General features: G+C 46.5%; 17 protein-coding genes. 11 read left to right on the plus strand and 6 right to left on the minus strand.

The genetic code is table 11. The annotated features are described in order from the left end of the window. Positions 1-161: 161 nt before the first annotated feature. Entirely contained in the window at positions 162-1,421 is a 1,260-nt protein-coding gene (locus tag V2I46_00045) for a serpin family protein (GenBank protein MEE4175874.1), read from the minus strand. Positions 1,422-1,680: 259 nt separating this feature from the next. Here V2I46_00045 and V2I46_00050 point away from each other — a divergent pair, with 259 nt between their 5' ends. From V2I46_00050 to V2I46_00075, 6 genes are all read left to right on the plus strand, one after another. Then, positions 1,681-2,445 (plus strand): DUF6089 family protein, encoded by a 765-nt coding sequence (locus V2I46_00050; GenBank protein MEE4175875.1) that lies wholly within the window; start codon positions 1,681-1,683, stop codon positions 2,443-2,445. A 19-nt stretch (positions 2,446-2,464) separates the two neighbouring features. Next, positions 2,465-3,475 carry a DUF6089 family protein gene (locus V2I46_00055; GenBank protein MEE4175876.1) on the plus strand — a complete coding sequence of 337 codons (1,011 nt, stop codon included), beginning with the start codon at positions 2,465-2,467 and terminating at the stop codon, positions 3,473-3,475. A 94-nt stretch (positions 3,476-3,569) separates the two neighbouring features. Beyond that, positions 3,570-4,511 carry a thioredoxin-disulfide reductase gene (trxB, locus tag V2I46_00060; protein MEE4175877.1) on the plus strand — a complete coding sequence of 314 codons (942 nt, stop codon included), beginning with the start codon at positions 3,570-3,572 and terminating at the stop codon, positions 4,509-4,511. A 148-nt stretch (positions 4,512-4,659) separates the two neighbouring features. Beyond that, a complete protein-coding gene (locus V2I46_00065; GenBank protein ID MEE4175878.1) occupies positions 4,660-6,510 on the plus strand; it encodes a histidine kinase dimerization/phosphoacceptor domain -containing protein in 1,851 nt (616 codons plus the stop codon). A 40-nt stretch (positions 6,511-6,550) separates the two neighbouring features. Beyond that, positions 6,551-8,398, plus strand: a complete 1,848-nt coding sequence (locus V2I46_00070) for a histidine kinase dimerization/phosphoacceptor domain -containing protein (protein MEE4175879.1) — start codon at positions 6,551-6,553, stop codon at positions 8,396-8,398. 26 nt (positions 8,399-8,424) lie between these two features. Next, on the plus strand, positions 8,425-8,841 hold the full coding sequence (locus V2I46_00075; GenBank protein MEE4175880.1) for an OsmC family protein: 417 nt from the start codon (positions 8,425-8,427) through the stop codon (positions 8,839-8,841). Between the two features lie 4 nt (positions 8,842-8,845). Here V2I46_00075 and V2I46_00080 read toward each other — a convergent pair whose 3' ends face one another. Then, on the minus strand, positions 8,846-10,120 hold the full coding sequence (locus V2I46_00080) for a DUF2851 family protein (GenBank protein MEE4175881.1): 1,275 nt from the start codon (positions 10,118-10,120) through the stop codon (positions 8,846-8,848). Positions 10,121-10,291: 171 nt separating this feature from the next. On the opposite strand from V2I46_00080, the gene V2I46_00085 reads away from it, so the two are divergent. The 5 genes from V2I46_00085 (at position 10,292) to V2I46_00105 (ending at position 14,251) form a co-directional block, all read left to right on the plus strand. Continuing rightward, entirely contained in the window at positions 10,292-10,576 is a 285-nt protein-coding gene (locus V2I46_00085; protein MEE4175882.1) for a hypothetical protein, read from the plus strand. A 15-nt stretch (positions 10,577-10,591) separates the two neighbouring features. After that, entirely contained in the window at positions 10,592-10,885 is a 294-nt protein-coding gene (locus tag V2I46_00090) for a cell division protein ZapA (GenBank protein MEE4175883.1), read from the plus strand. A gap of 258 nt (positions 10,886-11,143) precedes the next feature. Further along, positions 11,144-12,685, plus strand: coding sequence for a ribonuclease Y (rny, locus tag V2I46_00095; protein MEE4175884.1), 1,542 nt, complete (start codon positions 11,144-11,146; stop codon positions 12,683-12,685). Between the two features lie 454 nt (positions 12,686-13,139). After that, a complete protein-coding gene (locus tag V2I46_00100; GenBank protein ID MEE4175885.1) occupies positions 13,140-13,640 on the plus strand; it encodes a TlpA family protein disulfide reductase in 501 nt (166 codons plus the stop codon). Positions 13,641-13,651: 11 nt separating this feature from the next. Beyond that, positions 13,652-14,251 (plus strand): thioredoxin family protein, encoded by a 600-nt coding sequence (locus V2I46_00105; protein ID MEE4175886.1) that lies wholly within the window; start codon positions 13,652-13,654, stop codon positions 14,249-14,251. Between the two features lie 76 nt (positions 14,252-14,327). Here the strand turns inward: V2I46_00105 and V2I46_00110 are convergent, their stop codons facing one another. Genes V2I46_00110 through V2I46_00125 form a run of 4 tightly spaced genes read right to left on the minus strand, consistent with a single transcriptional unit; the run spans position 14,328 to position 20,836 of the window. Beyond that, positions 14,328-14,783: a ferritin family protein gene (locus V2I46_00110; GenBank protein MEE4175887.1), complete on the minus strand. Its 456-nt coding sequence runs from the start codon at positions 14,781-14,783 to the stop codon at positions 14,328-14,330. A gap of 1 nt (position 14,784) precedes the next feature. Then, positions 14,785-18,489, minus strand: a complete 3,705-nt coding sequence (locus V2I46_00115; GenBank protein MEE4175888.1) for a molybdopterin-dependent oxidoreductase — start codon at positions 18,487-18,489, stop codon at positions 14,785-14,787. A 28-nt stretch (positions 18,490-18,517) separates the two neighbouring features. Next, positions 18,518-20,296: an NADH-ubiquinone oxidoreductase-F iron-sulfur binding region domain-containing protein gene (locus tag V2I46_00120; protein ID MEE4175889.1), complete on the minus strand. Its 1,779-nt coding sequence runs from the start codon at positions 20,294-20,296 to the stop codon at positions 18,518-18,520. A gap of 18 nt (positions 20,297-20,314) precedes the next feature. After that, positions 20,315-20,836 (minus strand): NAD(P)H-dependent oxidoreductase subunit E, encoded by a 522-nt coding sequence (locus tag V2I46_00125; protein ID MEE4175890.1) that lies wholly within the window; start codon positions 20,834-20,836, stop codon positions 20,315-20,317. Positions 20,837-20,966 lie beyond the last annotated feature (130 nt).

Below are 20,966 nucleotides of genomic sequence, written 5' to 3' on the forward strand. Positions count from 1 at the left end.
CCATTTGTCTGTTATGGTTTGTAACTGATCAAAATACTTACTGGGATCTGTCGGGGGTGTATCCGATTTGAAAACCGCCCGGGTCCCTTACTTATATTATTTCTGATATTCTGTTTCCCCTTAAGGGTCCGGGCACTATCCTTTATTTTACTTTTTGATCCTTAGAATTTCAACTGACGGCCCATGAACAGGATGCTGTTGAAGCGGTTGTCCTTGATAAAATAAAGGAAGGGCCGATCGGCCTTGAAGGTGATATTTTGTTCTTCGTCAGGAGCGATGGCAGTTTTACGAATGATGACTACAGCAGTAGCTGCTGCCGCCTCAGTGCCTTCCTCTGCCACTTCGATCATGGCTTTATGGATTACCTTGTCAATTTTCAAATCCATCTCACCGGTCATGCCACTGAAATCGGCTTTGTTTGAAAAGGCCAGGGGCATACCCATCATAGCCAGCAGGTCCTCCAGGTCAGTTTTGGTTTCGGCTTTGAATTTTGGTACGATCACATGAACATCCTTTTCTTCCATGCCCGCAATGGCTGCAATAAAGTCGTCTGCCGTCAGATTTGCTTCCAGTTCAGGCAGGCTGATTCCTTGTTTGGGCAGGAAAATCAGCATCGAAAAATCACCCCCGTCGTAGGACAGTTCAATGGCTTCCATTTGATCGCTGGCGAAATAGGGCAATTTGTCGGTGCGGAACATAAATTCGGTTAGTTGCCGTTCCCCGTTTATGTTGGTAAAGTAATCCTGGCGGGTCATGTTTTTGTCAAATTCCACTGCCCAGGGTCCAAAAAAGTGAACCGCGTTGACCAGTACCAGGCGGCTATCCTCCGTAAGGATTCCCGGGAGGATCAGGTCGCTGATCTTTTCGCGGGTTTCATCATATACCCACTGATTGATGTCGAGGCGGATCTGCTCACGGTCTCCGCGATAGAAGTCTACCTCGTTAAGTGTTGTGCCGTAATTGCGCTCCAGCAAGTCGAAATACTGGGGACGGAAGTGATATCCCTGTTGCGCCCAGAGGTTGTTGGCAATATTGAGCTGAACCTTGTCGCCGGCCAGCTCACGCAGACGCAACATATAGTTGCTGTATTCAGGATGGAAGCGCTCCTGTTCTGGATCAAAATACAGGGTAGCCATCATTTCATCCTTGGTTTTTCCATCAGCGCCGGCATAAGTCATAGCCAGGGCCGATGAAATGCTGAAGGGCGAAATAATGAAGTTCTCCTTGTATTCGGGAATGGCTTTCAGCAAATCGAATGCAAAGAGGTTGTTGCGCTGGGGCAGGGGGAGTTCCATAACTTCTTCCATATTTCTTCCAGAGGTGGTGGTAACCAGTGATTTGTTTTTTTTGTTACATGAACTGAAGAACAAAAGAGATGCTCCCAGGACAAAAAAGAAAATATATTTTCCGATTTTTTTCATATGAATGCTATTTAGCATAATTTTTATAACAAATTTAAGATTTAACAAGCGAACTACGGATGATTATATCGAAAACCGTACCAAATATTCTTTATTCTTGTGCGTTGTAATAAAATAATGCATTTTTCAGCCATTCCTTTTTTTATAACTTTACAGTGATTTTACCTCCGGTCTGATCTCCGGCCAACCAAACAGGCCTGAAACGGGTGGAAAAACCTCATCAACGCAGGAAGCAAAAAATGATTCTTAAAATCAAACAATGAAGAGAATTTTATTTATTGCCGCAATCATTTTTCTTAGCAGTTACTCCAATTTAATTGGCCAGACCCGGCCCAATATTCCCATCACGGGAGTGCCCAGCCAGCCTTTTACTTCCCTGCGTGAAGTGATGCTGAGCAAGTCGAGGGGCTGGGATGCGGGTCTGAGCATTGGTTCTTCTCATTCGCTTGCCGATATTGGGGGGACCCGTGATGCTTCGCGCATCCTGTTCCTCGATGTGCAATGGCAGGCCACCGGGGTACATCTTGGAGCCTTTGCCCGCTATCGGTTTTCTGAATTGTTTGCTGTAAATATGGGCTTAAATTATGGCCGTATCGGCGGGGCCGACAGCCTTTCGCCTGTGACCTCTTCCCGCTACGGCAGGGGGTATTATTTTGAGAATGATCTGTATGAACTTGGCCTGAAAATGGAGGTTTACCTGCCAAAGCGCGTTTTAAACATTCCGGTTGACCTCTATGCATTTGCTGGGATTTCTGCCCTTTACCACGATCCTGTTCTTGCTGATTCCCTTGGCATCATTGATATTTCTGAGAATTACATTCCTGTTCAACCTGTCATCCCCATTGGCTTTGGGTTTCATTACACCACCGAGTCGAACTTCAAGATTGGTTTTAATGTGGGCTGGCGTAAAACATTTACTGACTACTTAGATGGAGAGGCGCCCCCACCAGGGCCTGCCAAAGATTCCTATTTCTTTAACGCCATTAACCTGGGCTATTATTTCAGCCCCAGGATGGGGAAGTAAACCCTAATCTTTTTCTGTTATGAGGAAACTGTTTGTTCTGGTTTTACTGTTGTTTTCAGGGGTAATCACTGCCCGTTCAGATGCTTTTGCCGATAATTGGATAGCCCCGGCCCGGGGGCTTTCAGCAATGGATCAAGTCAACAACTCGGAGGTTACTGATGCCCTTACCCTCGTTTTTGAGGATCCGGAATACTATCCAGAGGATTCACCAGATAAGCCAAATTCATCAAAGGCCAGCAAAATTAGCCAATCGCGAAGGCACACCGGCAGCCGCAGTCAATCATACCAGGCACCCAATTCCAGCAGCCTAAGGGCAGGGAGCCTGGGGAGCAGCCGGGGAACACCTTCCCCAAGTATTCTCACCCAGACCAGGGCCCAGGGTAAACCATCACTTCGCATGTCGCACCGTGACAGGTATTTTGGCGTTGGAAGCCGTGAATTTGGCTTCAATATTGGGACCGCCCATGGGTTTACTGATCTGCAGGGCAGCAAAGGTTTAGGCTTTGGCGAATCCCTGCAATTCCAGGTGAAAAACCCTGGCTTTACTTTAGGGCTTTATACCAAATTGCGCATGGTTGACTGGTTTGGCCTTAGTCTTGGCTTTGATTACGGAAGGGTGTCAGGAGAGGGAGATAATACACTGGGACCTTATGAAGGGTACTCCTTTGAGAATAACCTGGTGGAATTCAATGCCCGCCTGGCTTTCTATGCACCACTGGCTTCTGTGAACATATTCGATATATACGCCTTTGCCGGGTTGGCCCTCTTCAGCAATAACCTTAACTTGTATGATCCCGAGGGGTTTACTGTTGATACCGAGGGCAGTTTTTCCAAGCTTCAGCCTGCTATTCCTTTTGGCATAGGGCTTTCCGGGCTGGTAGGTAGCCGGGTGGTCATCGGATATGAACTTGGTTATCGTTACACTTCTTTTAATTACCTGGATGGAATTGCACCGGTCGATACCCGGTATGATGGTTATCTTTTCAACAATATTAAGATTGGGTTTATTCTGAAACCAAGGGGAAAGTAAGGCTTTCAAGGCTTTAACAAATATTAATATATTTCCGTGGGATAATTATTTTAATTTTGCAAAAAATTAAAAATCATTTAGAAAAGGAAAAAGCATGAGCGAGAATAAAGAACTGATTAAATGCCTGATTATAGGCAGTGGGCCTGCTGGTTATACAGCTGCCATCTATGCAGCCCGTGCGGATCTTCATCCCGTTATTTATCAGGGTTTGCAACCTGGTGGGCAGTTGACCATCACCACAGAGGTTGAAAACTATCCCGGATATCCGGAAGGGGTCCAGGGCCCGCAGATGATGGAGGATTTCCGGCAACAAGCCGAACGTTTTGGCACAGATATCCGTTGGGGCCTGGTTTCAGCGGTTGATTTGTCGCAGCGTCCCTTCAAAGTTACCGTTGATGAGACCAATGAGGTATTTGCAGAGACCCTCATCATTGCTACCGGGGCCAGCGCCCGCTGGCTGGGTCTGGAATCGGAAAAGAAATTTAATGGCTTTGGTGTTTCAGCCTGTGCCACCTGCGATGGTTTCTTTTACAAAGGCATGGATGTGGCTGTTGTTGGAGGAGGGGATACCGCCTGCGAAGAGGCTTCCTACCTCTCTAAACTGGCCAAGAAGGTATATCTGATTCACCGGCGCGATGAGTTAAGGGCTTCGAAGGCCATGCAGCACCGCGTGATGAAAACCCCCAATATTGAAGTGATCTGGGATACGGTACCCCAGGAAATTGTCGGGGACAAAACCGTGAACGGCGCCATCCTGAAAAACGTTAAGACTGGTAAGGAAAGCAAGCTTGACATTGAAGGCTTCTTTGTGGCCATCGGCCACAAGCCCAACAGTGAGATTTTTAAAGGACAGCTTGATATGGATGAGACCGGTTACCTGATCACCAAGTCCGACAGCACCCAAACGAATGTCCCGGGTGTGTTTGCCGCAGGCGACATTCAGGACCACGTTTTCCGCCAGGCTGTAACAGCAGCAGGTTCAGGATGCATGGCTGCAATTGAAGCCGAACGCTTCCTGGCCGACCTGGAAGATTAGTTTTCCCTTTATCTTTTCTAAAGCCCCGGATGGTCTGCCATTCGGGGCTTTTTGTTGGTATGCCAGGGGAATAATTTCCTTAACTCGAAAAATTATCTGATATTTGATGTTGCTTTTTTTTTAGGTAATCCTTCAAAGTGTCTGGAATATGAACGTTTATGCATTTCTCTCCTTGGTGAGTTTTTTGCTTTTTATCCAGGCTTTTGTTTACGCTTACTTTTTATTGGAACATTCCAGGGAAAGAACGGGGTTCGCCCTGTTTTCCCTTTCTTTTTCTATTTTTGCCTTGTTTTCTTTTTTTATGAATTTGGCTACTTCCGTGGAACAGGCCTACCTGTTCGACCGGTTTGCTTCTATTGGCTGGACTACATTCCCCGTTTGGGTGGTTTGGTTATTATACCTGCTCTCCAATTCTGACAATAAAAGATTAAAGCAAGGCATCTGGTATTTTTTGTTGCCCCTGGCGCTATTATCCTTTCTGAGGTTTAACCTGGAGCCTGAAACCATCAAGATATTCTATTTTCAGGATCAGGTTTTATTCAATTCAATCAATAGGGAAACACCGTGGTTTTATGTTTTTGTATTTTTCCTGATGTCTTCGGCATTGATTAGTTTGTTGATATTGCTCAGGTGGCAAAAGAACCTTCAAAAGAATCGTGAGCGGAGACAGGTAAGGGCCATTTTGGCGGGGATTCTTGTATTTTTCTTTGCCAGTGTGCTTACCAATCTTCTTTTCCCTTTTCTGGGCAATACCATCGTACCTCCCTTGGCACAAGTGACCGCCCTCCCCATGGGGGTAGGTCTTTATTTGTCGGTGGTGAGCCTGCGACCGCAAACTTTTACTTCTGATGTAGTTTCCAGGTTGATTACCAATCATCTTAAGGAGTTTGTCTTTTATTTCGACCAGCAGAATTCAATCTATGCAGCCAATCGGTATTGCCTTGAAAACCTAAGGTATAACAGCTATGAATTGATGCGTCTTGAGCCCGGGAAGATTTTTGCAGACTTTTCCATTATCCAGGAAAATGCCAGGAATCTCCGCTCCAATCAGGTCGTTTCCGAGATATCCACCCGGTTGAACCCAAAAACAGGTTCCCCCATTCCCGTGGTGCTTTCCCTGATCCGGATTGATGATTACCTGGGAAATTATCTTGGCCTGGTAATTTTGGGACTTGATTTACGCCAGAAGGAAAAACTGCAGGAAGAGCTTGCTGAGCGGGCCCGCAATGAGCAGCAAATATCCCAGATCAGGCTGGACCTTGAGTCGTTGGTAGAAAAACGGACCCGGGAACTCATTGATGCCAATGAGCGCCTTAAAAAGGAGATCCTGGAAAGGAAAAGGGCCGAACAGCAGATCTCGGCCGATCTTGAAGAAAAAGTTCAATTGGTAAAAGAGATCCACCACCGGGTCAAGAACAATATTCAGATCATTATCTCGCTCACCAATATGATGGGCACGCACAAGGATATAGATCCCAATTCCCGGGAGAAATTGCGACGCATTGCTGAGCGAATCCGAAGTATTTCTGCCATTCATGAGGACTTTTATTCCTCAGCCAACCTCTCGAGGATCAATTTCAGCGATTTCATTAAAAATACCACCGGTGAGATTTATGCAAATCAGGGCGCTGGCAAAAACATCATTTTCCGGCTGAATGTTGGCAATGAATGCCTCGAAATTGATCAGGCTATCCCTTGTGGTATTATTTACAGTGAGCTACTGACCAATGCCCTTAGGCATGCCTTCCCGAAATCGGAAGGTTCTGGTGGAACAGGATTAAATGTTGGAACGATAAATGTTGAGTTTTACAAACGCCAGGATGAATATACCCTGTTAATCAGCGATAATGGGATAGGGCTTGATGGGAAAAGGCAAAATAATTCTGAAGGTTCTAGCGGGCTGGGACTGGTCAATGTTCTTGTCAAAGACCATCTTAAGGGCCGTTTAACCAAAAGGGTTTCATTCGGGACTTCCTTTATTTTAAAATTCAATACTTAATGGGCCTTTGTATACCATGACCTTCAACATGATTTCCATAATGTCCATTATTGTCTTGGTCTTGTACCTGGAGATGGGTTTCTTTGTGTTTTTGAAGAACCCTTCGGCAAGCCTGAACCGGTGGTTCTTTTTCGTTGCCTTGGGACTTGCTGTTTGGTCCTTCGGACATGTCTTCCACGACCCTTCCAGCAAAATGTTTGGGGGGTATTTCCTGTTCCCTTTTTCCGTGGTGGGGGCATTCCTTTATGTCCCGTTCTTGGTAAGGTTTATTTCGGGCCTTACCGATTTTCCGCGTAACAACAGGTTCAAGCGATGGATTTTCAGAATTGCCTTTTTATACGCATTGCTGTTAGTTGTTTATCTTTTGACCAATCCTGAAAAAATTGATCATGTTTTTTTTATCAACTGGTTTGAAAATTCGCCATCAAACAGCTTGTTTACACTGGGTGCATTCTTCTTTTTTTTACTGACCAACGTTCTTATCATTTTTTCCCTTTTAATTTGGAGAAAAGGAATGCGCCGACCGGCTGAAATTGCCCAGTTCAGGTTCATTTTTTACCCCCTGATTGTATCCCTTTTCTTTTCCTTTTTGTCCGACCTCATCCTTCCTATGGGGAGCATTTGGGGGATAAACCATCTGTCGCACATTTATTCGATTTTTTGGTTGGGCGGGGTAGCTTATGGCGTTTTGCGCCTGAGGTTTTTTGCCCTGACCCCGTCACTTGCCGCTGAACAGGTCATTGGTCAAACCCGCCAGGTTTTGTTATTCTGCGACCTACAGGGCCGCGTGACCAAAACAAATGCCTTTACGGCTGGGTTGCTGCAATTGCGCAGTAAAGAGATGGAAGGTAAAAAGGTTATCCAATTCTTTGCAGAAGAACGCGAATTGGAGAATTACCTGGAGTGGGCTACTTCTAATGGCTTTTCCGGCCCGGCTGAAATCAGCCTTCGTTCTTCACGTGGCGAGTACATTGCCGTGAATGTGTCGTTTTCACTGGTAAAAGATGCCTTTGATGATGTCCTGGGATTAATGGTCTATGGACAGGATAATCGCGAGTCCATCAAATTGCGTAATGAAATCCTGATACGCCAGCAGATTGAGAATAAACTGCGGAGCCTGAGTGAAGTGCTTGAGGCAAGGGTAAAGGAAAGGACTGATCAGCTTGCCAATTCCTATAAAGAACTGCAGGTTAAGATGACCGAACGCCTGAAAGTCGAAGAGAAGATCAAGTCAGATATCGCTGAGAAAGAAGTCCTGATCAACGAAATCCATAACCGGGTCAAGAACAACATGAATCTGATCATTGCCCTGATCAATGCCCAGATAAGCAAGGAAAACCCCCGGAAGGTCAATCAGAAGTTCAGGGAACTGGCCCAGCGTGTCCGAGCCATTCTGCTCGTGCACCATCACTTGTATCTTTCACTGAATTACTCCGAAGTGGATTTCTCTGGATTTTTGAGGCTGCTTGTCAGCCAGCTGATCGATTTTTACCCCTCGGATGAAGAAGTCAGTCTTGAGCTAAACCTCTCCGAGGTTTTCCTCGATATTGACCATGCAATCCCTTTGGGGATCATTGTCAACGAATTAATCAGCAATGCCCTGGCGCATGCTTTTCAAGCACGCGGACGGAGAAAAGAAGAGATTAAGCCTCCGCTGCTTGCCATCGACTTTTTCCAGGAGGAAGGGTTTTGCCACCTTCGCATAAAAGACAATGGAAAGGGATTGCCCAAAAAATTTGATTTTCACAATGGCCAAACCAACGGTCTTTCCCTGGTGGATGTTTTGGTAAGTGACCAGGTAAGTGGTCAATTGGAAATACAGTCGAAGGAAGGAACCCAGATAAAAATCATTTTCCCGTTGGCTGCAAGCTCATTGTCTGGTTCATGACAAGGGATATTTAAATCGTTTTATTTATGAAAAGATTTGTTGAATTAAAATGGCTAGAGGATATGGTCTTTGAAGTGGACAACGACGGACAGAAAGTCATGATCGATGCCAATTTGGATCAATCGGAAAAGCCCCGGGGCTTGCGTCCCAAATCCTTAATGATGGTTTCTTTGGCCGGATGCACGGCCATTGATGTGGTGGATATTCTGAATAAAATGAGGGTAAAGATTGATGGTCTGACCATTTCTGTTGAGGGGAACCTGAGGGATGAACTGCCCAAGGATTATCTTTCCATGCACGTCTCCTATGTTTTTAAAGGTAAGGACCTGCCCATGGAAAAACTGGAGCGGGCAGTTGAGTTGTCCAAAGAAAAATACTGCGGGGTGAGTGCTACCCTAGTCAGGGCCATAGACCTTACTTACGCGATCCGGGTGGAGGAATAAGCCCCTAAGCCCCTTTCAGGATCAAATGCCCGATAGGGCAGTGGAGACAACGTTTTGGGGTGCAGTAATATTTTTTGCATTCTATCAGGGCTTGGGTATCTGCAGCGTGCTGTGCTTTTACTCCTATGGAATTCCAGTTCCGGATGATGGCGTTATTTTCAGGGGGTGTGCCTTGCAGGAGGTCCATGGCCTTGTCGCAAAGGTCCTGCCGCATGTTCTGCCTGCCATAAATAAATAATACCGGCGCCAGCGTATTGATGATGATATTGTTGATGGCGTCTTTTCCCAGGGGTTTTTCTTTTCTGGCCGTTTTCCTGTCGAATACATAATGCTCGTTCCAATAGGGGGAAGCCTGAACTCTCAGCTGCCGCTGGATGTCGTTAGCCTTCCTGGTTTCCAGTAGGTTTCTGAAAAGGTGCCCCGACTGATGGAAAAGCATGGCGAACTGGGCAATGCGGATGGTTGGAAAGTTGAGCGGCCTGAGGCGGGCAAATTTCCATAGCCCGCGATCGATGGGTTTCAGGTCGTGCTTAATGGCCTGGTGTCGGTATTCCTTCAGGAGGGTTCGGGGATAAATATCTTTTAAATCCTCGCTAAGCAGTGAAGCCTGCCCAAAGAGCAAGGCTTCCAAAGTGGTCAGATTGTCACGGTTACGGGCAAGGAGGTTGTGTGGGGTTCGCTGCGCCATCAGGCCAAACGGGCTTGCATTGACCTTAAAACCAAAATTGCGGGCCAGCAGGAAAAAGAAGGTCTGATCCCAATCGTTCCCAAAATATTCGAGGAAATGCAAGACTTCCTCCGATTTCATTTCCAGGCGCTCCACCAGCAAGCGGTTCAACCAGTTATTCCAAACCAGCCCTGCCACCCCCTGTATTTGCTTTTCACAGGGGACCCAAGCCTTTGATGCCTGGAGCCTTTCGTAATTCTTTAGCAGTCTGGGGTCGAAATAATCCCTTACCTCAAGGACCTGGAATACCTCGCCCTTCGAACTCCTGATCTCCTGATCATGTTCATACACCAAGTGAAGGATAATATTATCGTAAGCGGGATCGTCCTGATGACCATGCAGATGCCAGTGTGAACTCCGGATGTGTATCTCAACATTACCCACCCAAAGGGTCGGCCCGATGCGAATACGGGCAGCAAAAAAGTCGGGGCCTGCGTCGTGATTTTCCTGGCCGGGATGTTGTATATAGACTGGCTCGCCCGAAATGGTAAATAAAGTCTCTGGAAAAAGAAGTTTGTTTTTCCACAGGTATGATATAAATTCTTCTTTCATTCGGGGTGTCAGCTTGCTAATCAGAATTCAGAGACTAAAGTTTGAAAAATTTTTCCAAAAATCCAAAAAGTGTTTTCGGACATTTGTTTAATTTGCTTGGGCGAGTCAAAAATTCTTTATAAATTAGTGGAAATATTTTACATTTGTGGCAACGCTTAATGCCAAAAAGGAATGGACGAATTGGGGCTTACCGTTGAGGGCATTATCAACAAAACCCAAAAACTGATCTTACGCAACAAGCAACTGAAGGAGAAGATCATCCGGCTTGAGACAGATCAGCAAGGGTTTAAGGATAAACTCAACGAGCAGTCCGCCCGAATCAGGGAACTGGAAGAACGCTTGTCGAACAACCAGATCAGCTCTGCCCTCGGAAAGGAAGATTCGAACCATGCCCGGCAAAAAGTGAACGACTTATTGCGGGAGATCGAGAAGTGTTATGCGCTTTTAAACAGATAAGCCCTGCTGGCATTCATGAAGGAACAGTTAATATCCGTAATAATTGCTGAACGCCCTTACCGGCTCAGCGTAAAAAGTGAAGAGGAGGAACAATTATTTCGGGAAGCCGGAAGGCTGATCCGGGAAAAAATGACAGAATATGGCAGTGCATACGCATTCCGCGATAAACAAGACCTGCTGGCCATGGTGACCCTGCAGTTCGCCGTTGAAAGCCTGGGGGTAAAGCAGGCAACGGGCACGCAGGCATTGCTGAATGAAAAACTGCAAAAACTTGAACGGATATTGGACGACCATCTGAAAGAAAGCTAACGTTCTTTGAAAATATTCTTGGTATACCCGCATTAATTCAAGAATACGTTTGTGAAACTCAACACAATTAAACTTTAGGGACCCGTTTGGTGTTTCTAGAACAGGCCTCACCGTCCATGGTTCGCCCTGGATGGTCCCTAGTGGACAGTGGACGTTCGAAAAACGCCAGCCCCCTAAGCCTGTATTACTGGGGTTTCTATAAACCTCCTTGAATTAATTGCGGGTTTTTTTATTTATTTAACAAACTAACAGGCAAATATGAATATATTAATCATTGGCATTGTTGCAGTGGTTTCGCTCGGTTTGGGTGGCCTGATCGCCGGCACAATTATGCGGAATACGATCGTCAAAAAAAGCCAGCACATCCTGAAAGATGCAGTTGCAGAAGCCGAAGTGCTCAAGAAAGAGAAGATGCTGCAGGCAAAGGAAAATTTCCTCCAGCTGAAATCCGAGCATGAAAAATTTGTTTTTGAGAAAAACCAGGAGATCAATGCTTCCGAAAGCAGATTAAAGCAGAAAGAACTGGCTTATTCTCAGCGAATGGAGGACAATCAGCGAAAGCAAAAAGAGCTGAATGCCCTTCAGGAAAACCTCAACAACCAGATCGAAATTGTTTCACGCAAACAAATTGAACTGGAGAAAACTTACAAACAGCAGCTTGAAAAACTTGAATCGATCAGTGGCCTCTCAGCCCAGGAAGCTAAGTCAGAACTGGTTGAGACCCTCAAGGCTGAAGCCCAGTCTGATGCCCAGGTGTTTATCAAGGACATGATGGATGAAGCCAAATTGACCGCGCATAATGAAGCCCGCAAATTGGTGATCCACTCGCTGCAACGTACGGCTACTGAGGTGGCCATAGAAAATTCCGTTTCTGTTTTTCCCATTGAAAATGATGAAGTAAAAGGCCGTATCATTGGTAGGGAAGGCCGTAACATCAGGGCACTGGAAGCCGCCACTGGCATCGAGATTATTGTGGATGACACCCCCGAGGCCATCATTCTGAGCGGATTTGACCCGGTGCGCCGCGAGATTGCACGCCTTTCTTTGCATAAACTCGTTACCGATGGCCGGATTCACCCGGCCCGTATAGAGGAAGTGGTGGCCAAGGTAAAGAAACAAATTGACCAGGAAATTATTGAGGTAGGCAAACGTACCGCCATTGACCTGGGCATTCATAACCTGCACCATGAGCTGATCCGGATGATTGGAAAGATGAAATACCGTTCGTCGTATGGTCAGAATTTGTTGCAGCACTCGAAAGAAGTGGCCAACCTGGCCGCCACCATGGCATCCGAACTGGGACTGAATCCCAAGCTTGCCAAGCGCGCCGGACTGCTTCACGATATCGGAAAAGTGCCCGACAACGAACCGGATCTGCCCCATGCATTGCTGGGCATGAAACTTGCCGAAAAGTTTAAGGAGAATCCTGAAATAGTAAATGCCATTGGTGCCCACCACGACGAAGTGGAAATGACGAGCCTGATCTCGCCCATCATCCAGGTGTGCGATGCCATTTCAGGCGCACGGCCGGGTGCAAGGCGCGAAGTGGTCGAATCTTATATCAAGCGTTTGAACGACCTCGAAGAGCTGGCATTGTCCTATCCCGGGGTTGTTAAAACCTACGCCATTCAGGCAGGTCGCGAACTCAGGGTGATCGTAGGCAGCGAAAAGGTCTCCGATAAAGATGCAGAGCAGATTTCCTACGACCTGAGTAAGAAGATTCAGACCGAAATGACCTATCCCGGACAAATTAAAATTACCGTGATCAGGGAAACCCGTGCTGTGGCATACGCCAAGTAAGGTTTTCTGGTAAATTCTTAAGAGGCCGCCTCAGCAAAAAAGTTGTAGGCGGCTTTTTTATTGGCGTTAAAACCGGTCAAATATACTTATCTAATTATTATGCAAGTCATTGCATATCAATGCCATTTAAATACCACCTTCATAGTTAATACGGAGTTAATACGGAGTTTATTCGGTTTAAACCGAATAAACTCCGTATTAACTATGACCCGGATTACTCCAAATGCCTGATTTGGGTGGGACTAATTCCCTGAGGAAAAAAAATGGTCCCGGTGTTTTTAAAAGAATAACTGGCCATTAAGGTTTTATGGAAAATAATTGGTTTGCTTTAATTGGAGTTTCTGTTTTTTACCTAAAAAAAGATCTCTTCTCTTCAAACAATCATTTAATTATCTTGTTTTATACTTTACCTCTAACGTGGGCTTATTAAAAACAGTTTACAACCTCTTCCTGTATGAATAAAAGAGTTTTCCAGATATTTGCATTCCTGACAATCCTTGCTGGTGGTATTCAAAATGCATTTGCCGGCGATGACAAGGCCATCCGGATGGTAAACTTTGACGATTTTGAGCCCAGGCTTTATTTTGAGAATGACACGATTTATGTGGTGAATTTCTGGGCTACCTGGTGTGCTCCTTGTGTTCGGGAGATCCCGGTCTTTGAGTCTGTTAATGAAAAATACAAGGATCAAAAAGTCAAGGTGCTGTTTGTTAGCCTTGATTTTCCCAATCAACTGGAAAGCAGGGTAATCCCTTTTGTGGAGCGGATGGATATGAAGAGTGAGGTGATCCTTCTGAACGATACTGATTCAAATCGGTGGATACCGCTGGTCAGTGAGGAATGGACCGGTGCTATCCCTGCAACCTTAATTTATTCCAACGGATTCCGGGGCTTTTACGAGCAGGAGTTCCATCTGGAAGAACTCGAAGCAATAATTAAACCATTATTAAACTAAAATAAATTACGATGAAAAGAGTGAATATTTTCTTAGGTATACTTTTCCTGGCTGTGGCCAGTTTTGCACAAGGTTATCAGATAGGTGACGAAGCAATTGATTTTAAATTGAAGAATGTGGATGGTAAATACATCTCAATGGCCGATTATCCCGATGCCAAAGGGTTTATCGTCATTTTTTCATGCAACCACTGTCCTTATGTCGTTGCTTACGAGGACCGTATGATTGCGCTCCACAATGAATTTGCTCCCAAAGGGTTTCCCCTGATCGCCATCAATTCGAATGACCCTGAGGTTCAGCCGCAGGATTCTTACGAACTCATGCAGGTCAGGGCAAAGGAAAAGGAATTCCCCTTTCCTTATGTGTTTGACGAAGGACAAAAGGTTTTGCCGCATTACGGAGCAACCCGCACACCCCATGTTTATCTGCTGGAGCGCGTAGGTGATAAATTGAAAGTGGCTTACATCGGCGCTATTGATGACAACTATCAGGATGCCTCGGAGGTAAAGGAAAAATACCTTGCCAACGCCATCAACGCCTTAATAAACGGGCAGCGTCCTGAGCCTAACTTTACCAGGGCAATCGGTTGCACCATCAAGAAGAAGAGCTAATTACGGTTTTATTTCCAGGTTAATTCCATCAAAAAAAAGCCGGATCATTGTCCGGCTTTTTCTTTTTGATGCCTGCTTAGTTTTCACGCATCACAAATTCATCATATTCGAGTTCGAAACGCAGTTTGTGTCTCGACTCCTCAATGGCCAATGCGTGGAAAACCTTACTGAGCTCTGCATTATTCGTACGTTCAGCCAGCGCAGTATAAAGTTTAAAAGCTGCTTTTTCCTTTTTCATGGCCAGCACCAGGGCATCGGCATAACTCAGTTCGGGAGAGGGCTTTCGGCTTACAACATAATCGGAGATTTTTAGATCCGTGACTTTTTCGATCTCCATATCAAAAAGCCTTTCATCCTTGATTTTTTGCAGCCTAGCCTTATGGCTGACTTCTTCCTGGGCAAACTCCAGGAATAAGTCCTTGATTTGCTGGTTGTTTTGCTGAGCTGCCAGCTGGGTGTAAAAATCCACGGCTTCCTGTTCTGAATTCATTGCAAAGTCGAGAATCTCATCGAGTGAACTAAAGGTTTTCATATCAGGATTGGTTTTGATTAAATGCTTTTTCCCATTCGTCGTCAAAATATTTAACCAGGTAATCACATCCGTGGTTGAAATAATGTGTTTCCTGATCTGTGGCCGGCAGGTGGAAACTGAAAGGGGCCTTTCCGTTTGCGGGCATTTGTTGGATTACATTGGCTACCTCCAGGAGCACGTCAGCAGGTCCTTCATAGGTCCAGTCTGTACCCAGGGCTTTTGCCATCGCCATTAGTTGTTGAAGGTTGTTTAGGGCCACCGGACCTGTAACGGAATCTTCAAATTGCTGGATGAACTTCTGGGTGTTGGTAAAGCTACCCCCGGTCTCAAAATGAAGGCTGGCCGGAAGGATCAGGTTTGCCATAGAGGCCGTTTCCGTCATAAAAAGATCCTGGACCACCAAGAAATCACTCTTCATGAGGGAATCCCTGACAAGGTCCTTGTCAATGGCGCAGCCCAAGGGGTCTTCACCAAAAACAAACACATTTTTCAGCTTGCCCGAGGATAGCAGGCCCCATTGGTCTTCCTCAATTTCTGCAGATAATTTTGAGGTTTTCCAAAAGTTTTCCAATTGTTTAAGGACCGTTTTATCGCGTAAGTTCTTTCCACCAGGTGCCAGAGCAGCCGATGCCCCCATATCGAATATACCCTGGGCATTGTTTTTTTCCTTCAGGCTAATCAGTCCGCTGGCGTTCTTCCCCGGTTTGCCCGTCAGGTATGCCAGGTTATGGACCTCATGACAGGCAGAAGAATTCAGATGCTTTTCGGAATACAGGATGATCGACTGGTGTTCGTTGTTGAAATTTTCAACAAAAGCTGCCAGGGTTTCCTTGCTGCAGCCTGCCCCCTCAAGCAAAGTGTTGAAGTCGTGGGCAAGCAGTTGTTGGCTGTATTCATCAAGGCCTGTGCAATGGTCATCAATGAAAATGTTATTTTGCAGTTTATTGCTCAGGATATAATGGTTGGCTGCCCTGAGAAAATGCACATAGGATTTAATGGTCAGGACCTTGTCCGCTTTATGGGCCATGGCACTTTGTTCCGCTGTGGTTATTACCTCCAGGGGAATATTTTGCTTTTCCCTTAGGTTGTTAATGTAAAATCCGGGAACGGCATTTTCGAGGTTCAGTTCGCTTCCCAGGAGAAAGATGCGCTGGGCTGAATGGATCTGGTCAAACGGGACGTTGTTGTGGCTATTCTTAAAATATCCTGAGCCTCTTCCCAAATAATGAAAGCTTGAAATATTATTTGTTAAGACAGCGGCCCTTGCCAGTTTCTGCAACAGATAAATCTCTTCGTTGGATAGCCTGGCCCCTGCAAAAAATGCGTTTTTATTGGGCTTGACACCTAAGATTTTTTCACCAATGAGGTCAAAGGCTTGTTCGAAAGATATCTCTTTAAATGAGCCATTTTGCTTTAACAAAGGCTTGGTAATCCGGCTGGGGTCGTTCAGGTAACGGTAACCAAACTTCCCGTAACGGCAAAGGCTTGCGTCCTTATTGATCAGCCCATGGCTCCCGCTTGCCTTAGCAAAGAAACTGGATTTGTGATGCAGGGTGATCTGACAGCCAACGGAGCAATAATTGCAAATGGTATTGAATTGATCGAGGGGAACCGGCCCTGGTTTAAAGGGCACATTTTCGGTGATGGCCCCCGTCGGGCAGGTTTCAATACACATGCCGCATGATTCACAGTACGTGTGAAGCAGTGATTCTCCCAGGCTGGGGGCTATAAAAGTATCGAAACCCCGGTTTATAAGCCCCAGGGCGTTTGCGCCGACCACTTCCGAGCAAATACGAACACAACGGCTGCAGAGGATGCATTTGTTGTTGTCGATTTCCACAAAGGGGTGGTCGTAACGAACCTGGAATTTCCGGTAATCTCCCTTGAAATGGCCTTGTACCGCCTCATATTTGGTAGCGTAACGCTTCAGGTCACAGGTATAAAGTTCGGTGCAACCGCACTCGAGGCAGCGCAGGGTTTCCTTAATGGCAGCCTGGTCCTGATAACCCAGTTCAACTTCTTTAAAATTATTTCTTTTGGCGGGGTCGAGGGTTGGCATTTCTTCCCGTTCCTGTTTTTCGTACCAGGCTTCGTAATCGGCTTTCAGTTGTTTCTGGAAGTTTTCGCGACGGCTCAGGAACTCGTAGGCGGGAGGGCTCACTTCCTGGCCAAGCAGGAATTTGTTGCAGCTTTGTGCTGCCAGGCGTCCCTGGGCAATGGCTTCGATCAGGGTAGCCGGACCCGTCACCCCATCGCCACAGGCAAAGACATTTTCTATGGAGGTATGCAGGGTTTTGGCATCAGCGGCAATGTCGCCCCATTTATTAAGGACCAATTCTTTTTCAGCGTGGCGGTTAATGTCTTCAATAAAGTTTACATTGGTTTTTTGGCCAATGGCAGCCAATACGATGTCGAGCTCTACATCGAATTCCGATCCGTCGATTTTCACAGGACGGCGTCTTCCGGAAGCATCGGGCTCGCCAAGCTCCATCTGAAAGCAGGTCAGTGAGCGTATGTTGCCGGTTTCATCCGGATTAACCCTCGCAGGAGCTGTTAGGAATAAATAATTGACCCCTTCCAACTTGGATTCGTGAATCTCGATGGGGTTAGCCGGCATTTCCTTTTCGGTGCGTCGGTATATTACCGTAACCTCCTCAGCCCCGCATCGCATGGCAGTGCGGCAGCAATCCATGGCTGTATTGCCGCCCCCAATCACGCCGACCTTTTTGCCGCTGAAGTCATACTTCTGACCGGTAGCTTCCATATTACGGAGGAAATCTATGCCGGAGAAAATATTTCCGGCATCATCGTTTTCACATCCAATGCGGGTTCCGTTTTGTGATCCGATGGCCAGGATTACGGCATCGAAGTTGCTTTTCAGCTCGGCATAACTCAGGTTATCACCCAGTTTAAGGTTGTAATGTATTTCGGCCCCAAGGCCTGTGATGCCTTCCACTTCCTTGTCGATTATGTCATTGGGCAGGCGGTAGGGAGGGATCCCGTAGCGCAGCATTCCTCCTGCGTGCGCATTGCCTTCAAAGATTTCCACATGGTGACCTTCCTTAGTCAGGAAAAAAGCTGCACTCAGCCCACCCGGACCTGCACCAATTACGGCCACTTTTTTTCCACTGGCAGGCTTTTGGACTGGCATGAATCGATCGGGTGCTTCCAAGTCAATATCGGAGGTGTAACGTTTCAGATAATCGATGCCCACGCCTATACCTTCTACCAGGTTGCGGCGACAGGCCAGCTCACAGGGACGCACGCAAACCCTGCCGCAAATGGCTGGGAGGGGGTTTGTGTTTTTAATAATTTCTACGGCTTCACGGTGCATCCCTTTGTTGATCATGGCTATGTAGCCCTGGACATCTACTCCGGCGGGGCAGGTTTCCCTGCAAGGGGCGATGCAGTCGGCATAGTGATTACTAACCAGCAACTCCAGAGCCATCTTGCGTGACTTACTGACACGCTCGTTTTCGGTTTCAATACGCATTCCCTCGGTGATCCTGGTGGAACAGGCAGGTTGTAACCCCCGCATGCCCTCTACTTCCACTACGCAGAGATAGCAGGAAGAGTAAGGTTCCAGACGGTCATCGTGGCAAAGAGTTGGGATTTCAATGCCAAGCCGGCGTGCAAGTTCAAGGATGGTTTCACCTGCAATGCCTTTTACAATTCGCTTGTTAAGGATAATATTCAGATGGCTCATGGAATGTTTTTTTCTTATTGGATATTTCCTAGCTTATTTGAATGGCCCCGAATTTACAGCGGGTAAAACAAACACCGCACTGAATGCAGATATCCTGATGGATAAAATGGATCTCCCGCTTTCCGCCTTCAATGGCATCCACCGGGCAGCCCTTTGAACAGGACATGCATCCTGTGCATTTCTCGGGATCTACCTGATAAGTCAGGAGTTTTTTGCAACTCAGTGCAGGACACTTCTTGTCGCGGATATGGGCTTCATACTCATCTCTGAAATACTTGATGGTGGTAAGCACGGGGTTTGGTGCAGTCTGGCCCAAACCGCAGAGGGAACCTTCTTTAATGTTTTGTGCCAGTTCCTCCAGCAACTCAATATCGCCTTCCTGTCCTTCGCCTTCAGTAATTCGTGTCAGGATTTCGAGCATCCGCTTGGTGCCTATCCTGCAAAAGGTACATTTACCGCAGGATTCTTTCTGGGTGAAATCAAGGAAGAAGCGGGCGATATCCACCACACAGGTGGTCTCGTCCATGACTACCATACCGCCCGATCCCATAATGGCGCCAGTGGCGGTCACCGAGTCGTAATCAACGATGGTATCAGAAAGGTACTCAGGCACACAGCCCCCGGAAGGTCCTCCCAGTTGCACTGCCTTAAATTTTTTATCTCCCTGGATGCCACCCCCCAGTTTGTAAATGATGTCTTTGATGGTGATTCCCATTGGAACTTCTACCAAGCCGCCGTGCTTGATCTTTCCGGTAAGGGCAAACACTTTGGTGCCCTTGCTTTTTTCAGTACCCAGTCTGGCGTATGCTTCAGGCCCATTGAAGATGATCCAGGGGATGTTAACAAAGGTCTCGACATTGTTGATGTTGGTAGGGTTCTTCCACAGTCCGCTTTGCGCTGGGAAGGGAGGTCTGCGGCGGGGCATTCCCCTGCGCCCTTCGATGGAAGCGATGAGCGCTGTTTCCTCGCCGCAAACAAAAGCACCAGCCCCTTCTTTTATCCTTATATTAAAATCAAAGCCTGTGATGCCAAACAGATCCTTGCCGAGGTATCCTTTCTTGCGGGCCTGATCGAGGGCAATGTTCAGGCGTTTTATGGCCAGGGGGTATTCGGCCCTGCAGTAAATATAGCCTTCGGAAGCCCCAATGGCATAGCCGCATATGATCATTCCTTCCAAAACCCCGTGTGGGTCGCCTTCCAGGATGGAACGGTCCATAAAGGCTCCGGGATCGCCTTCGTCGGCATTGCAAATAACGTATTTTTGCGGTGCATCATAATTACGGGCAAATTTCCATTTCATCCCGGTTTGAAATCCGCCGCCACCTCGTCCCCGCAAACCTGAGTCCATTACCATTTGGATCACTTGCTCGGGTTGAAGGTGGTTGTCTGCAATTTTTCGAATGGCTGCATACCCATTACGCGACTCATATTCCTTAATGTTTTCAGGATCCATGTGTCCGCAGTTTCTAAGGGCGATTTTAACCTGATCTTCAAAAAACGACTCGTCGGGTGAAGGAAATTTTTCACTCTGAACGATGTATTCGGGAACAGGGGAGAAGTTCTTGATATGTTTCTCGATGATCTCATCAGCTTTAGATGGGTCCACATGGCCATACAGGTAACTGCCTGATTCGTCAATGATCTCCACCAGGGGCTCGCGGTAACACATGCCAACGCAACTGGTTTTTTTTAGTTCAAAATCCAGGTTGTCGGTTGTTTTGATGCGTTCAAACTCCTGATAGGTTTTCCCTGCACCTGCTGCAATCCCACAACTTCCCAAACCTACAATAACGGTTGTCTTTTTCATCAGCTGGTCTTTTTTGGTTTACTGGACTTCGTTGCGACGTATTTCTTTAATAATCTTAAGGGCTTCCTTTGGAGTCAGCTTCCCGTGGGTTTCTTCATCCACCATCATGACAGGAGCAAGGGAACAGCAACCCAAACAGGCGACGGTTTCCACAGTAAAAAGGCCATCAGGGGTCGTCTCTCCGTCTTTAACTTCTAAGAAGTCAAGCAACTCATCCGTGATGGCAGTGACATTCTGCACGTGGCAAGCCGTTCCATGACACATCTTGATGATATGCTTCCCTGAAGGGGTAAGCCGGAACTGTGCATAGAAGGTGGCAACACCATATAATTCACTCAGATTAAGTCCAGTATCTAGGTTAAGCTTGAGAAAGGCTTCCCGGGGGATGTAACCAAACAGGGTTTGGGTTCCCTGGAGTAGGGGGATCATATTTCCCTTTTTTCCCTTAAATTTATTAATCAGCGCATCCATTGGTGACAAATCGACCGCAGGGAATTGGGGTTGGGCTGGGGGATCAGGTACTATCCTTTTTATGCGCATGGAATCAGTATTTTAGTTTCAGCCTGAAAATTAAATAAAAATGAAGATAGTGCAGGGAAAGAAAAAAATATTTTTTTTATTCCGGATTTCTTGCATATGTCATTTATTTTTATAAAAAAGGGCCGTGCAG

It is taken from the genome of Bacteroides sp. (assembly GCA_036351255.1).
Classification (GTDB): Bacteria; Bacteroidota; Bacteroidia; order Bacteroidales; family UBA7960; genus UBA7960.

Excerpts from the sequence above, each read along its gene's own strand:
- V2I46_00045 (MEE4175874.1), bottom strand. The coding sequence starts at position 1,421 with ATGAAAAAAATCGGAAAATATATTTTCTTTTTTGTCCTGGGAGCATCT.
- V2I46_00050 (MEE4175875.1), top strand. The coding sequence starts at position 1,681 with ATGAAGAGAATTTTATTTATTGCCGCAATCATTTTTCTTAGCAGTTAC.
- V2I46_00055 (MEE4175876.1), top strand. The coding sequence starts at position 2,465 with ATGAGGAAACTGTTTGTTCTGGTTTTACTGTTGTTTTCAGGGGTAATC.
- trxB (MEE4175877.1), top strand. The coding sequence starts at position 3,570 with ATGAGCGAGAATAAAGAACTGATTAAATGCCTGATTATAGGCAGTGGG.
- V2I46_00065 (MEE4175878.1), top strand. The coding sequence starts at position 4,660 with ATGAACGTTTATGCATTTCTCTCCTTGGTGAGTTTTTTGCTTTTTATC.
- V2I46_00070 (MEE4175879.1), top strand. The coding sequence starts at position 6,551 with ATGTCCATTATTGTCTTGGTCTTGTACCTGGAGATGGGTTTCTTTGTG.
- V2I46_00075 (MEE4175880.1), top strand. The coding sequence starts at position 8,425 with ATGAAAAGATTTGTTGAATTAAAATGGCTAGAGGATATGGTCTTTGAA.
- V2I46_00080 (MEE4175881.1), bottom strand. The coding sequence starts at position 10,120 with ATGAAAGAAGAATTTATATCATACCTGTGGAAAAACAAACTTCTTTTT.
- V2I46_00085 (MEE4175882.1), top strand. The coding sequence starts at position 10,292 with ATGGACGAATTGGGGCTTACCGTTGAGGGCATTATCAACAAAACCCAA.
- V2I46_00090 (MEE4175883.1), top strand. The coding sequence starts at position 10,592 with ATGAAGGAACAGTTAATATCCGTAATAATTGCTGAACGCCCTTACCGG.
- rny (MEE4175884.1), top strand. The coding sequence starts at position 11,144 with ATGAATATATTAATCATTGGCATTGTTGCAGTGGTTTCGCTCGGTTTG.
- V2I46_00100 (MEE4175885.1), top strand. The coding sequence starts at position 13,140 with ATGAATAAAAGAGTTTTCCAGATATTTGCATTCCTGACAATCCTTGCT.
- V2I46_00105 (MEE4175886.1), top strand. The coding sequence starts at position 13,652 with ATGAAAAGAGTGAATATTTTCTTAGGTATACTTTTCCTGGCTGTGGCC.
- V2I46_00110 (MEE4175887.1), bottom strand. The coding sequence starts at position 14,783 with ATGAAAACCTTTAGTTCACTCGATGAGATTCTCGACTTTGCAATGAAT.
- V2I46_00115 (MEE4175888.1), bottom strand. The coding sequence starts at position 18,489 with ATGAGCCATCTGAATATTATCCTTAACAAGCGAATTGTAAAAGGCATT.
- V2I46_00120 (MEE4175889.1), bottom strand. The coding sequence starts at position 20,296 with ATGAAAAAGACAACCGTTATTGTAGGTTTGGGAAGTTGTGGGATTGCA.
- V2I46_00125 (MEE4175890.1), bottom strand. The coding sequence starts at position 20,836 with ATGCGCATAAAAAGGATAGTACCTGATCCCCCAGCCCAACCCCAATTC.